Below are 13,220 nucleotides of genomic sequence, written 5' to 3'. Positions count from 1 at the left end.
CTAAGCTACATAGCCTAGCTTCTGTCAAAGCAACATTGAGAATATTGTGACTTTATTAATTATTTTAGCGGTTTTATTTGTTAGCTTAATTGCTCTTGTTAGCCTAACCGAAAAATTTGCTAACAAAGGCGAGACTAAGCCCAGTAAAATTAGCGCCTTTATTGTGCCTTTGCTTATTGTGATGGTTGCGTTACAGGTATTACGTGCTTTATTTTGGCCCGATGGTTTCTAAACCTAGCGCCAGCTAAGAGGGTTTATTCGATAAAACCGACTTAACTGTTGATATAGCTTTTTATGCTGAGCAAAAAACGCTTGGGGTTGCTCAAAAAACACTTCAGAAATCACGGCAAAAAACTCGGCAGGATTTGTTGCACCATAGGCATCAAATAAACTGGCTTCCCCCAACGCGACTTGCTGTTGTAATTGACTAAATTCTGCTGCTAACACCTTTGACCATTGCTGATAATCTGTGCTTCGCTCTAATAATGGCGCACCTGTCGCCATCCCTTTTTCCTGATCTAACTGATGAGCAAACTCATGAATAACTACATTTCGGCCATCGCTAGGATCTGCCGCACCTTGCTTGGTATCAGACCAACTTAAAATCACTTTACCTAACCCCCACGACTCGCCTGATAATAAACGCTGCTGCTGATGCATAACACCGGCTCCATCACGCTGAGGCCCTTTAACGATAAAGGCACTGGGATAGATTAAAATTTGCTTTAGCTTAGGGTAATAATAATTAGGCCGATTAAATAACAACAAACAGGCTTGCGCCGCTATTGTTACTCTCATTTCATCTGTTACTGTAAGCCCTGCACATCCTATAAATTGCTTTTCAGCAATAAAAACTTGGATATGCTGTTTTAACTGTAATTGAAGATCTGTAGGGAGTGAGTGATAAAAAGGCACCCGTTGTTTAAGAATTTTCCGCCAAGCAGCAGGGAAAGGCTGAGCCATTAAACGCTGGCGTTTATAACGCTGCCATTGCGGTAACAAGAGTATAAAGCCAATAATAACAAAACCAATTACTGAGGTAATAAAAATAGCCAAAAGTTACCCCTAAAGATGCTGCTTATTCCAATGCAGTATTAACGTATTACAGAGTTAATGCGGCTAAAACGGAGTAAATACAAGTTCATGCAGAGTTTATGTAACTAAATATATAATCTAGGCTCTAATTCAGGCCCTTAAAGTAGTAAAACAGGAAAATTTATGCTGCAATTATTTAAAACGTTACTTGATAACCTTAGTGGCACTGAAGCCTCTTCTAGCAATCAGCACAAGACGGTATCTGGCTTGAGTAGCGAACAATTTGCTAGTGTCTCTTTAATGTTAATGTTAGCTAATGCCGACTTCTCACTTGGCAATGAAGAAACCGCCCTTGTCGAGCACTATTTGCAGACCGAACTAGCATTAACCGCAGCAGAGGCAAAAGAAGTTTGCCAGCAAGCCATAAAACGGGCAGATGATGCAGTGTCTTTGCATGAATTTACCAAAGAGTTAAAACAATTAAGTTACGATACTCGGCTAGATTTAATTGAGCAACTGTGGCTGCAGGCCTATATAGACAAGGAGTTAGATCCTAACGAAGAGGCGATGTTGCGCAAAATAGCGGATTTACTCTTTATTCGCCATAGCGATTATATTCAGGCTAAACTAAAAGCAGTTAATAGCTAATCTTGTTTTTTATTTAACACTTCACCTTCAATAACAGTAGGTCCCTGCTGAGCTGAGTCATCAGTTGAGAAATCAGCTGAATGTTCGCCTCGGGCTTGCTGTTGCCGTTGTTGCCAGGCTTTCATTTTCGCTCGGTGTTTAAATAACATAACAGGGATCACTATCCAGCTAAGCAATAACATAAATAGCAATAAACCCGCACCGAGCACTAAAAGCACACCTAACATTAGCCAAGCGAATAACTTTTGCAGCGGTCCTGCAGCTTGGCGCTGAGCAAAAGCTTGCTGCCACTGACTCGTCTGTCGCTTAAAAGATGATGAAAACATAATTACCTCGGCTGTTTGTATGTGCCGCTAAAAATCAAAACTGTTTAACGACACTTTAATGACTAAATTAGGCGGCTAGGTTGTTTAAGTGTAACAGTTAACACTGAGCGGCACCTGAACTAACCTTAATATATCCACCTTGAGCCAATTACAATGCTTTGGCTATTATTTATCGGCGTTTTTAATAAATTGAATTAACATTAATAGGCTAAGCCGAGCAAAAATGGCCGGTTCAACTTAAGCTATAATGCATAAGGCTACACTGAAATATGCTTTAACTGCTCTGGTAATCTAATACTTTGTTTTTGCTTAGATTGCGGACAAATAAAGTCTACACCTACGGCTTGTAAGGCTAAGCCATTGCCATCTTTATTATTGCTACCATACATAGGGTCGCCCATAACGGGATGGCCAACTTCAGCAAAATGACGACGTATTTGGTGTTTACGGCCCGATATCAGCTTCACTTGCAGCTTACTTTGATTTAATTCTGGTTCATATATCACATCGGTAAATTGCGTTTCACAAACTTTACCATCTAGCGGCAAATTAATTTTTGCCTGTTGCTGTAACTCTAATGTTAGCTGCCCTCTAACCGCGATTTGATAAAATTTATCAATTTCATGGCGAGCAATCATATTACTAAAGGCGGCAGCCATTTTTTTTGAATGCGCCAGTATTACTATACCGCTGGCTTCTCTATCTAAGCGATGCAATAAAAATACCTGTCTTTTATGCTGAAAATGCAACTCTACTGCACGCAACAAGGCGAGATGATCGCCCCATTCATTACCTTGCGACAACATACCCGCAGGTTTAAACCATATACTATAGCCTTTCATATCATGTAATAATTCAGCATTATCACATTGGCGTTGCAACAAAACGTCATCATAATGAATGTCTAGTTTCTGGCCTGGCTGTAGTTTTGTTTGGGCTCGCCTTAAGCGTTTTTTAGGTTTGCTATTCAGCAAGACAGCGCCTTTAGCCATAGCATCTTTTATCCGCCCTTTTGATAATTCTGGTAATGCTGTTGCTAATAAATCGATAGCGGTTGTGGTTTGCTCTGCCGTCAAGCAACGTACTAATTTCATCTCTTTACCTATTATTTACAGTCAATTCAGCCAATATTCATGCCATTAGCCTGTAATAGTATCAAAGCAAATGGAGACACTGATATGAAAAACATACTGTTATCTATCGTATTGTTTACGGTGTTAGCGGCACCAGCCTATAGTACTGAGCAAGCTAAATCGACCACAACAGAACGGTTTGGCGCTCCCGATATAAGCCAATTAAACCAAGCAATGCAGCTAAAAAAGCCAACTAAAGGTCCAGCAAAAGTAGTGAGCCAAGCTTATGAGAGTTATGTTTGGTTTCACAGTGTAGACTTATATCTTAGCCGTGATATTAATAATAATGGATTTTATCACCGCTTAGAAGTTGAAATAGATGCAGATACGTTCGAGCCATATACTCAAGTGTTTGCCGAATTTAGTCTAAAATCGAGTTATGGTGATGAATATATTTTCTATACCAGCTCAATTTTTGAGTTATATGGTGAAAGCAGCGAAGATTGGCTAGCGATTGATACTATTTTAGAGCAAGATTATCCTCGCGACGAGTACTTACTCACCATACGCCTATTTGATGCGAATAGCGGCTATTTAGTCGCGGAAATCTCTGGATATGACGATATTAACCTAGATTTATTGCCGTTGGAGGATTACCAACGAGATAATAGATTTCCTAATAGCTCTGTCAGTGTTGGCGTTGCAGCAGGTAGCACTGGCATAGTTGCTTTATTCGGCTTAAGCTTGCTATGTATACGTCGCAAACTAGTCTAAATTGAATGAATGTAATTTTAGCTCGCCGCATTTTCTGTAGTAGTCTTATTGCTTGCTGGTTGCCATTTAGCTCTATGGCAACCGCACCTTTACAAATAAAAATAACATCCCAAGAACAAAGCCAGCAGTTTAGTTATTTATTTCATTATCAAAATAAATTAGAACGCTTACAGTTTAGCCTTAGCAACCTAACTGTTGCTGAGCACTTTCGTCAATTTAGGCGTTATCAACCTACTTATATTCAGCAATATATTTGGCGAGACCTGCAACAACATGCAGCGAGTTATCCTGGTATAAAGTTGCAGCGCTTAAATGCTCTCTCGGCTTTGCGCTACCAAATAAAAGGCCAAGATCCTGAATTAATAAAGCAGCTAAGTAATGAACTCACAGCCTTAGCTACTGAACGAGAAGCTCACTATTTAGCGCAGATGTATTACACCCAATTTCGTTTCGCTTATGGCCAACCTAGCATAATACCTGATCATGTAAGAATCGTCTTAGACAGCTTAACAGACTTAGCGCCTGTAGCCTCAGCAATAAAACAGCAGCAGCCTGATCTAACCCCACGGCAAATGCTGGCTTATATCAGCAATTGGTTGCAACAGATACCTTATCAAGACTTAACCGATAGGCAGCACTCTAGCGGTTCAAGTTTTAATGTACCTTTAAAGCTATTAGCTGAGAATCGCGGTGACTGTGATAGTAAAGCGGTATTATTAGCCACTTTAATTAAGATAATGTTTCCCAAAATAAAGCTCGCTTTTATCTATCCGCCTAACCATGCCCTACTTGCTGTTGCCATTAAGCCAAAAGACGAAGACGAAACAGCGTTAATAGCAGGTCAGCTTTATGTGCTTGTCGATGCCACCGGCCCTGCCCAGCTACAAGTAGGTAAAATAAGTTCAGAGTATAAAACCTATATTCAAAATGGGCCTAGTGACTATAGGGTATTTTAACTTCAGCTATAATCATTGCTGCTTAGAGTTATTCTGCTGAGTTAACCGGTACACCTTATCAAAAATATCATTCCATCCCAGCGGAATATGCCTTACGCCATCGGTATCACTGCTGGCTAAGCGTTCAATATGAATAAATAGCCTATTAATAGGTGAAACCACTCTACGTTTAAATCGGTAATTCATTAAACTGAATAATAATGACAATAAAACTAAGTAACTGATAAAGTGAATAATGAACACTTTAAAACCAGAGGCAAATAAGCTGGTTTTAGGTGCAAGAATCGCTAAAGACCAAGGCGTATTAGTTAATCTTTGCACATGCATCATCTGTTGCTCAATTTCAGGTAAAGCTCGTGAGGTTGAATTAGCAATTAAATTACCTGCTTGATCTAATAACATTAAATCATTTTGTGGATATAAGGAATAAACCGGTTTTAATAAAGACTTTAAATCTAAAGCAAATAAAAATCGGCCTAATATTTTATCATTTTCATATAATGGAACTTGCAATAACGACTGTTGCTGAATAAATGTCGAATGAAAAATATTTTCTCGATTAAAAGACTGGCTTTTAACAAAACCACTATGCCAACTTAGCATCTGTTCAGCAATATAATCTGGCCAGCGTGATAAACCATTAAAAGCAACATTTTGTTCAGAAACATAATAAATATTACTTATAAAAGGCTGCACTTGCGAAATCAAATCAAAATAAGGTTGCAGTTGCTGCAACATATTAGCTTCAATAAAAAAAGGATCTTGCTCATCATCTAAAGCAATCTTAATTGTTTGAGCATCACTGAATGACAATACGGCAACTTCAGCATCTACGATAGGACGAACTGCAAGTAATTTTAACTGAGCCGTACTTTGTAATGCTGTCGCATAACTCTGCAGAGCATTAAACTTTTCATTTAACTGACTACTAGCCGTATTAAGTTGCTGCTTAGTTTTTATTACACCGTCATCAACCGCTCTTAAATAATGACTCAAGGCCCCTAAAACAGACAAGCCAACAATTAGAATAACGCCTAACAATTTAGCTCGTTGATATTCAAGATAAACAGGGTTTTTCATGCAACTCCTTATGCATATAAGACAAAGGTGAGAACTCCTCAATTAGCCTAGTTGAACAGGCTGATAAGTCAATTTTACAGCGAGTTTTAATGACTTTTCATCTAATAAAATGCAAGTCTTTTATTGCGTAATACTAGGTGCAGTTCGGCTGTATTTTTAGTACTATAGCGCCCCGATTTTTTGTTGATATGGTATGTAATGAAGTTTGCTCTTGGTCAGCGTTGGATTAGTGATACAGAATCAGATTTAGGCTTAGGCACCATAGTGGCCCTTGAAGGCCGCATGTTAACCTTACTGTTCCCTGCTAGTGGCGAAACACGCTATTATGCACAAGCCGAAGCCCCTCTTACCCGTGTTGCCTTTAATGTTGGCGATGAAGTCAGTAGTGCTGATGGTTTTAAAGTATTAGTCAGCGCCATTAAGCAACAGCATGACAACTTGATTTATTGTGGTCAGCGCAACGATACCGACGAGTACATTGAGTTACGCGAAACTTTTCTTGACCATTTTATTAGCTTTAATAAGCCTCAAGATCGTTTATTTGCGGGCCAAATTGATCGCTTTGACTGGTTTACCTTACGTTATCAAGCATGGCAGCAAATACATCAACAACAACAAAATCCACTACAAGGTTTAGTTGGCGCTCGTATTAGCTTAATCCCGCACCAATTACATATTGCCAATACCGTGGCTAAACGTCATGCACCACGTGTTTTACTTGCCGATGAAGTTGGCTTAGGCAAAACGATTGAAGCAGGTTTAATTATCCATCAACAACTGATTAGCGGTTTAGCAAGTAGAGTGCTTATTGTTGTGCCTGAAACATTACAGCACCAATGGTTAGTAGAAATGCTGCGTCGTTTTAATTTACACTTTGCCATTTTTGATCAAGAGCGTTGTGAGCAAGCCAGTTTAGACACCGCTAATCCATTTGATACCGAGCAACTGGTACTGTGCAGCTTAAACTTCTTAAAGAATTCTGCAAAATGGCATCAGCAAGCACTTGAAAGTCAGTGGGATTTATTAGTCGTCGATGAGGCGCATCATTTACAGTGGCAACCAGATGCACCAAGTGAAGATTATTTGCGGATCAGCGAATTAGCAGAAAAAACAGCAGGGTTAATCTTACTTACCGCAACCCCAGATCAGTTAGGCCACCAAAGCCACTTTGCCCGCTTAAAGCTACTTGATCCTAATCGTTTTCATAGCTACGAGCAATTTGTTACAGAAGAAAAAAACTATCAGCATATTGCCACTATTGCTAAACCGTTATTAGGTGATGAAGCCATCAGTGCCACTGAAATTGAAGAATTAAAACAGTGCATTAGTGAGCAAGATATTAGTAACGAGTTAAACCAATTAAATGCAAGTGATAGCGAGCAACAGCAGCTAGCGCGCCAGCAAATATTAGAACAATTACTTGACCGGCACGGTACCGGCCGTATTTTATTTAGAAATAGCCGAGCCAGCGTTAAAGGCTTCCCACAGAGGCAACCGCAACTAACAGGTTTAACACTACCTGAGCAGTACACAACCGCATTAAAGGTACATCATAGTCTAAATGGCAACCTAACATTAGCGCAGCAAGCAGAAGCTAATTTATTTCCAGAGCATATATTTCAAGCTTTAGATCCAAGCGCTAGCTGGTGTCAATTTGACCCAAGAGTAGATTACCTACTGCAACTGCTTAAAACACACAAGCATGAAAAGTTTTTACTTATTTGCTCCAATGCAGCGACAACAATCGCTTTAGAAGAAGCAGTAAGAACTCAAGAAGGCATTCGAGCAGCAGTGTTTCATGAAGGTATGACTATTGTTGAACGCGATAAAGCCGCAGCCTACTTTGCCCAAGATGATTACGCGGCACAGTTATTGTTATGTTCAGAAATTGGCAGTGAAGGTCGAAACTTCCAATTTGCTCATCATCTAGTATTATTTGATTTACCTTTAAATCCAGACTTACTCGAGCAGCGAATTGGCCGTTTAGATCGTATTGGTCAAACTGCCGATATTCAAATTCATATTCCTTATTTTGTCGACCAAGCCCAACAGCTATTAATGCAATGGTATGATCAAGGCTTAAATGCTTTTAATCAAACTTGCCAAACCGGTCGGGTTATTTTTGAACAATTTGCCAACCAACTCCATGCCTTATTAGCCAGTAATAATATTGATCAGCAAGCTGCTAGCATCCTGATTGCAGAAACAGCTCAAGCGAACCAAGCGTTAAAATTACAACTAGAGCAAGGCCGAGACTTATTGCTTGAAATTAACTCTGGTGGTGGCAGTGCTGCTCAACAATTAGCAAGCACTATAGGTAAACAAGATGACGCCACAGAACTGCCAATGTTAATGCTTAAAGCTTGGGACATGTTTGGTGTTAATCAAGATGATCACAGTGACACCAGCATAGTACTGACGCCAGGCGATCATATGCAGTGTAACTACCCAGGCTTAGCAGAAGATGGTACTACCGTAACATTCGATAGAGCAACCGCCTTAGCACAAGAAGATATTCAGCTACTCACTTGGGATCACCCCATGGTTCGTGGCACCTTAGACTTACTGACAACAGAGCCGCAAGGTAATAGTTCAGTTGCGATATTAGTGAATAAAGCACTCCCTGCAGGTAGTTACTTTGTCGAGTTTAATTTTATCGTTGAAGCGAGTGCGCCTGCTCAATCACAGCTAAACCGCTATTTACCAGCCACGCCTATTCGCGTTTTATTAGACAAGTCTGCAAATAATTTGTCAGACAAAGTCAGTTTTGAGCAATTAAATAAGCAATTAAAGCCAGTAGGTCGGCAAACCGGCTCTAAATTAGTTAATGCCTTACAAAGCTTAATTCACCCACTTATTAACCAAGCAAATAAGGTAGCAGAACAACAGTTAGCACAAGTACAACAACAAGCGCAGCAGCTAGTAACCGAGCAACTTAGCCAGCAACATCAGCGCTTAACAGCCTTGCGAGAACTCAACCCTTCAGTACGAGCTGATGAAGTGGATGCGGTATTAGAGCAAAAGCAACAATTAGTAGACTATGTTAGCAAGGCGCGTTTAAAACTAGATGCTTTACGCTTAATTGTTGTTACTGGCGAATAATTGTTGATGAACTTTATCTATTCACCACCAACCGAGCCTTATCTGGATATTATTTACCAAGATCAGCAGTTGGTGGTGTTTAATAAACCTAGCGGCTTATTAACCGTGCCGGGTAAAGCCATTGAGCATAAAGATAGCTTAGAATATCGTGCTCGTTTGGTTTGGCCTGAGATACGGCTAGTACATCGACTTGATATGTCGACCTCAGGCATAGTTATTATGGCACTAACTGCCGATAGCCAACGCCAGCTAAACTGGCAGTTTCAACTACGTGAAACCCAAAAGCATTATATTGCCAATGTGTGGGGCCAACTCGCCGCAAATAGCGGCAGCATAGACTTACCTTTGATATGTGACTGGCCTAACAGGCCAAAGCAGAAGGTCTGCTACCAGCATGGCAAACCCTCATTAACCCATTATCAAGTTATCAGTCAAAACCAAGATTCTAGTCGAATATTGCTTACGCCAATAACGGGTCGTTCGCATCAATTGAGGGTGCATATGCAATGGCTTGGTCATCCTATATTAGGCGATAAATTTTACGCACACCAAGCCGCCTTTACTAAAGCCAATCGGCTCCAATTACATGCAGAAGCATTAACTATTAGGCATCCAAGCTCTAATAAAAAAATGCAATTTACATGTCCTTGTCCTTTTTAAATTTTATTTAAATAATACTCAGGCTTGATATTTATTAATCTCGCATTCATTTACTTAGTATAATATTGTAAATATTATTGAAAAGTATCTGATTTATACTATTTTTACAGAAACACTTTAATCTTTACTGTATAATAGTATCGATATAATAAATCTACCCAAGGAGATATGGATGAAACTAAACAAATTATGTGTCGCCATTGCCGCCACTTTGCCTCTGTTAGGCTCTTTTGCTGCGAACGCTGCCGATGTTGATAAAGAAAAACGTGTTTTTGGTTCAATATTTACAGAATATTACATGCCTGATACTGATAAAACTGAATCAGCGGCTTGGGATTACATGACTAAAGATTGGGGTTACGGAATTGAACTTGGTTATTATTTAAATGAGACTTGGGCACTACGTGCTGAATATGCTCGTTTAGAAATGGAGTCTAAATTAGACGGTACTGATGTTAACGGTAACCGTATTGGTTTTGATGCTATGTATCATATTTCTCAAATGCCATCTGTGTATATTGTCGGTGGTTTAAAGCGTTTTGATGCTGCGCAAACAACTACTGCAGTAAACCTAGGTCTTGGCTATAAACATTTCTTTAATCAAAATGTAGCCTTATTTGCAGAAGCTAACCGCTATCAAGGTATTGATGAAAGTTACGCAGATGCTGGTATTAAACTAGGCGTTAGTTATTTATTTGGTTCAGTAGCAGAAAAAGCTGCTCCGGCTCCAGCTCCTGCACCAGCGCCGACTCCGGTTAAAGTGGTTGAGAAACCTGTAGTCGTAAAAGTTGTTGACTCAGACAATGACGGCATTAATGACAAAGATGATAAGTGTCCAAATACGGCCGCTAATCATAAAGTTGGACCAGATGGCTGTACTATTTATGTTGAAAAAATGGCTGCTGTTGGTGATGTAGATATCGAAGTTCGTTTCGGCTTTGACTCTGCAGTTGTTCCAGCTGATCAACGTTTTGATGTACAAAGCTTAGGTGCATTTATGCAACGCTTCCCTGAGTCTACCGTTGCCATTGAAGGTCATGCCTCTAACATTGGTAACCCAGCTTATAACATGAAGTTATCACAACGTCGTGCTGACGCTGTTGCGAAAATGTTAAAGCAAGACTTTAACATTGCAGAGTCACGCATCAGCTCTGTTGGTTATGGTGTCACTAAACCTCGCGTTGAAGGAAACACTCGTGCTGCGCACCGTGCTAACCAACGTATCGAGGCTAAAGTAACTGCTAAAATTAAAGAGCCAGTATTACGTTAATTAATTTTTTATTAACCAAAGCCGCTGAATTCCAGCGGCTTTTTTATTTTCTGAATTTCTTGCCAGAAATAAGAGCTGTCAGGCCTAAAAAGCTATGGTAGGATGCAATACAGTTGCAAAAATAAGCAGCGATTTACTACAGTATATTAATCATTATTTGCCAGTGTCAGTCATAACACTCTGACAACAGCCGGCAGCCTTGGAGTAATAATGTTAAAGTCTAAACGCCCATTATTTTTAGTATCATTACTTTCGCTAGTATCTAGCCCTGCTACTCTCGCTGAGCAACTGCCATTAGCAACAGTCAATCTATTAGCTCACTCCCATGTTTGTAATCTTGAAACTGAAGTGGCTCGTTTAGCCGAAAATGAACAGCTTCAAGAGATGGCAAGAGCGTTGGTCGAATTTAAAGCAACAAAATATTGCTTTATATTAACTCCAGACAGCCATGTCCAAATACTTGAAACCTACCCTACCTACGTAAAGTTTAAATATAAAACTCAAACCTTATATACTTTTAATAAGTATTTAAGCGCTCCACAGGAAGAGCCAGAGATGGCGCAAGTAGATTAAAGAAAAAATTAACGCCGCCGATATCTGCAATAGGCTTTTTAAATAAAGAATAGATATGCGGCAACTGTTTTATTGTATCGTTTTACTCCTGATTTTTAGTCTTGCAACCTTTTTATTTCCTGCAAGCTTTGCTAGTACACTTATTATAGAAGCCGACCTACAGCGTCAGTTTCCAGAGCATGAACAGATGCTGCTTGGACAAGACCCTACTTTTTTAGCATTAAAGCGCCCCTACCAAACAGGATTTCAAAAAGGTACTGTCGTTTTAGTCCCGGATTTATACGAACATGCCGCCAGTGCAAAATATATTAATTTTCTACGAGTGAGTCTCCCAGAGTTAGGCTGGAATACATTATCCATCATGCCACCGGTTATCAATCTCTTTGATCCGGTTAGTGTAGATCTTTACCAAAAACAAGTTAAACAACGAACGCAATCGGCAATTAATGAAGCTCAGCAGGCTCCAGGTGCTGTATTAATAATTGCACAAGGCACCAGCGCAGCAATTATTAATCAGTTATATGCGAATCAACAGCTGACTGAAGTATCAGCATTAATTATTTTAGGTGCGTATTTTCCTGATGTCACTTTGAACAACCAGCAGGCACAAGCCATTGCAAGCCATGCAATCCCAACGCTAGATATCACCAGCAGTTTGGATAATCATTTCGCATTAAGCCAGTTGAAGCAACGCCAACAATTGGTAGACAAGCTATTTAAAGCAATTTATCGCCAGCGTTTAATCACAGGATCTGGTTACGAAGCCGATAACCAGTATTGGGTATTACAAGAAATATATGGCTGGTTAACTTCAATAGGGCTATAGCGATATCAGTGTCGAGAGCGTTTAATTTGCTCATACGCAGCTTGAATATCTTGGGTTCTACGCTTAGCTACTTCTAACATTTCAGCAGGAACACCTTGCGCCATCAACTTATCTGGGTGATGTTGTGACATTAGCTTACGATAAGCACGCTTTAAGCTAGCATCGCTAACTGAAGCGTCAACTCCTAACACCTTATAAGCATCACTTACATTTGTTTTGTGGTTATGGTGATGTTGCTTATGTTGATGAGTGAAAACCTGTAATAGCTGCTCTAGCTGAACTGAACTGATACTTAAATAGCCTGCGACCTGGTGCAAAATTTGATACTGGCCATCAGACATCTTGCCTTGAACAAAGGCTGTGTTAATTTGAATTTCAAGAAATAATTGTAATACATCTTTACGCCGACGATATACTTGATAAAAATCTAGTAACTGTTTTCTTAGCGGAAAACTAACTAATTTACCATCACGAAAAGCCGCTTGCGCTTCTTTTTTTTGCTCTGTTGTTAAATCTAACTGAGCCATAAAGTGGCTTGCTTGTTGAATATGAGCAGGAGTTACTACCCCCGCTGCTTTAGCAATATGGCCCATAGTAGCAAAGGTCGTATAACGAAAAAGCGCCTGCTCATCTGATTTTTCACCAAATAAGCTATTAAAGCCGCCTTTTTGTTCAAACTGTTGGCTATAGGCCTTGTCAAACCAATGACCTATCATAATGCCTAGCACTAAACCTGGTATACGAAATAAGGCTAAACCAAATAAACCGCCTAAAATTTTACCCCACACGCTTAAATCCTTCTTGGCCAGATGCTACAAACATGCGCTTTTGTATCAATGAATTCACTTGTGCACTATATCGGATTAGCAGGATTTCTAAAATTGATTTATCATAGCA

The 13,220-nt window shown here is 39.7% G+C and carries 14 protein-coding genes; 9 read left to right on the top strand and 5 right to left on the bottom strand.

Features of this window, described 5'->3' with window-relative positions; genetic code table 11:
* Window positions 1-46 precede the first annotated feature (46 nt).
* Window positions 47-232 (top strand): hypothetical protein, encoded by a 186-nt coding sequence (locus ACRCA4_RS00700; protein WP_433182722.1) that lies wholly within the window; start codon window positions 47-49, stop codon window positions 230-232.
* A 2-nt stretch (window positions 233-234) separates the two neighbouring features.
* Here the strand turns inward: ACRCA4_RS00700 and ACRCA4_RS00695 are convergent, their stop codons facing one another.
* Window positions 235-1,056 (bottom strand): zinc-dependent peptidase, encoded by an 822-nt coding sequence (locus ACRCA4_RS00695; RefSeq protein ID WP_433182719.1) that lies wholly within the window; start codon window positions 1,054-1,056, stop codon window positions 235-237.
* A 162-nt stretch (window positions 1,057-1,218) separates the two neighbouring features.
* Between ACRCA4_RS00695 and ACRCA4_RS00690 the strand changes: the two genes are divergently transcribed.
* Window positions 1,219-1,683, top strand: a complete 465-nt coding sequence (locus ACRCA4_RS00690) for a TerB family tellurite resistance protein (RefSeq protein ID WP_433182716.1) — start codon at window positions 1,219-1,221, stop codon at window positions 1,681-1,683.
* Here the strand turns inward: ACRCA4_RS00690 and ACRCA4_RS00685 are convergent.
* Window positions 1,680-2,009: a hypothetical protein gene (locus tag ACRCA4_RS00685; RefSeq protein WP_433182713.1), complete on the bottom strand. Its 330-nt coding sequence runs from the start codon at window positions 2,007-2,009 to the stop codon at window positions 1,680-1,682. The two genes, ACRCA4_RS00690 and ACRCA4_RS00685, sit on opposite strands and share 4 nt — an antisense overlap.
* Before the next feature lie 257 nt (window positions 2,010-2,266).
* Entirely contained in the window at window positions 2,267-3,103 is an 837-nt protein-coding gene (locus ACRCA4_RS00680; protein ID WP_433182711.1) for an RluA family pseudouridine synthase, read from the bottom strand.
* An 84-nt stretch (window positions 3,104-3,187) separates the two neighbouring features.
* On the opposite strand from ACRCA4_RS00680, the gene ACRCA4_RS00675 reads away from it, so the two are divergent.
* Window positions 3,188-3,856, top strand: a complete 669-nt coding sequence (locus ACRCA4_RS00675; RefSeq protein ID WP_433182708.1) for a choice-of-anchor H family protein — start codon at window positions 3,188-3,190, stop codon at window positions 3,854-3,856.
* A gap of 5 nt (window positions 3,857-3,861) precedes the next feature.
* Window positions 3,862-4,812 carry a hypothetical protein gene (locus ACRCA4_RS00670; protein WP_433182705.1) on the top strand — a complete coding sequence of 317 codons (951 nt, stop codon included), beginning with the start codon at window positions 3,862-3,864 and terminating at the stop codon, window positions 4,810-4,812.
* 12 nt (window positions 4,813-4,824) lie between these two features.
* On the opposite strand, the gene ACRCA4_RS00665 is transcribed toward ACRCA4_RS00670, so the two are convergent.
* Window positions 4,825-5,892: a hypothetical protein gene (locus tag ACRCA4_RS00665; protein ID WP_433182702.1), complete on the bottom strand. Its 1,068-nt coding sequence runs from the start codon at window positions 5,890-5,892 to the stop codon at window positions 4,825-4,827.
* A 198-nt stretch (window positions 5,893-6,090) separates the two neighbouring features.
* On the opposite strand from ACRCA4_RS00665, the gene rapA reads away from it, so the two are divergent.
* From rapA to ACRCA4_RS00640, 5 genes are all read left to right on the top strand, one after another.
* Window positions 6,091-8,994, top strand: a complete 2,904-nt coding sequence (rapA, locus tag ACRCA4_RS00660; RefSeq protein WP_433182699.1) for an RNA polymerase-associated protein RapA — start codon at window positions 6,091-6,093, stop codon at window positions 8,992-8,994.
* Window positions 8,995-9,000: 6 nt separating this feature from the next.
* The gene (rluA, locus tag ACRCA4_RS00655) at window positions 9,001-9,654 is read left to right on the top strand and encodes a bifunctional tRNA pseudouridine(32) synthase/23S rRNA pseudouridine(746) synthase RluA (RefSeq protein WP_433182696.1); all 654 of its coding nucleotides are present in this window, start codon (window positions 9,001-9,003) and stop codon (window positions 9,652-9,654) included.
* Between the two features lie 172 nt (window positions 9,655-9,826).
* Window positions 9,827-10,924, top strand: a complete 1,098-nt coding sequence (locus tag ACRCA4_RS00650) for an OmpA family protein (protein WP_433182693.1) — start codon at window positions 9,827-9,829, stop codon at window positions 10,922-10,924.
* A 210-nt stretch (window positions 10,925-11,134) separates the two neighbouring features.
* Window positions 11,135-11,497, top strand: a complete 363-nt coding sequence (locus tag ACRCA4_RS00645) for a hypothetical protein (protein WP_433182690.1) — start codon at window positions 11,135-11,137, stop codon at window positions 11,495-11,497.
* A 55-nt stretch (window positions 11,498-11,552) separates the two neighbouring features.
* Window positions 11,553-12,323, top strand: coding sequence for a DUF3530 family protein (locus ACRCA4_RS00640; RefSeq protein WP_433182687.1), 771 nt, complete (start codon window positions 11,553-11,555; stop codon window positions 12,321-12,323).
* Between the two features lie 5 nt (window positions 12,324-12,328).
* On the opposite strand, the gene djlA is transcribed toward ACRCA4_RS00640, so the two are convergent.
* Window positions 12,329-13,111, bottom strand: a complete 783-nt coding sequence (gene djlA, locus ACRCA4_RS00635) for a co-chaperone DjlA (protein WP_433182684.1) — start codon at window positions 13,109-13,111, stop codon at window positions 12,329-12,331.
* Window positions 13,112-13,220: the final 109 nt, after the last annotated feature.

The sequence above is a fragment of the Rheinheimera sp. WS51 genome, from assembly GCF_050936095.1.
GTDB lineage: Bacteria > Pseudomonadota > Gammaproteobacteria > Enterobacterales > Alteromonadaceae > Alishewanella.
Note: the sequence above shows the minus strand (reverse complement) of the source record. Positions and strands in the feature narration are given on the sequence as shown.

Coding starts and splice junctions, on each gene's coding strand:
- ACRCA4_RS00690 (WP_433182716.1), top strand. CDS start 1,219: ATGCTGCAATTATTTAAAACGTTACTTGATAACCTTAGTGGCACTGAA.
- ACRCA4_RS00685 (WP_433182713.1), bottom strand. CDS start 2,009: ATGTTTTCATCATCTTTTAAGCGACAGACGAGTCAGTGGCAGCAAGCT.
- ACRCA4_RS00680 (WP_433182711.1), bottom strand. CDS start 3,103: ATGAAATTAGTACGTTGCTTGACGGCAGAGCAAACCACAACCGCTATC.
- ACRCA4_RS00675 (WP_433182708.1), top strand. CDS start 3,188: ATGAAAAACATACTGTTATCTATCGTATTGTTTACGGTGTTAGCGGCA.
- ACRCA4_RS00670 (WP_433182705.1), top strand. CDS start 3,862: ATGAATGTAATTTTAGCTCGCCGCATTTTCTGTAGTAGTCTTATTGCT.
- ACRCA4_RS00665 (WP_433182702.1), bottom strand. CDS start 5,892: ATGAAAAACCCTGTTTATCTTGAATATCAACGAGCTAAATTGTTAGGC.
- rapA (WP_433182699.1), top strand. CDS start 6,091: ATGAAGTTTGCTCTTGGTCAGCGTTGGATTAGTGATACAGAATCAGAT.
- rluA (WP_433182696.1), top strand. CDS start 9,001: ATGAACTTTATCTATTCACCACCAACCGAGCCTTATCTGGATATTATT.
- ACRCA4_RS00650 (WP_433182693.1), top strand. CDS start 9,827: ATGAAACTAAACAAATTATGTGTCGCCATTGCCGCCACTTTGCCTCTG.
- ACRCA4_RS00645 (WP_433182690.1), top strand. CDS start 11,135: ATGTTAAAGTCTAAACGCCCATTATTTTTAGTATCATTACTTTCGCTA.
- ACRCA4_RS00640 (WP_433182687.1), top strand. CDS start 11,553: ATGCGGCAACTGTTTTATTGTATCGTTTTACTCCTGATTTTTAGTCTT.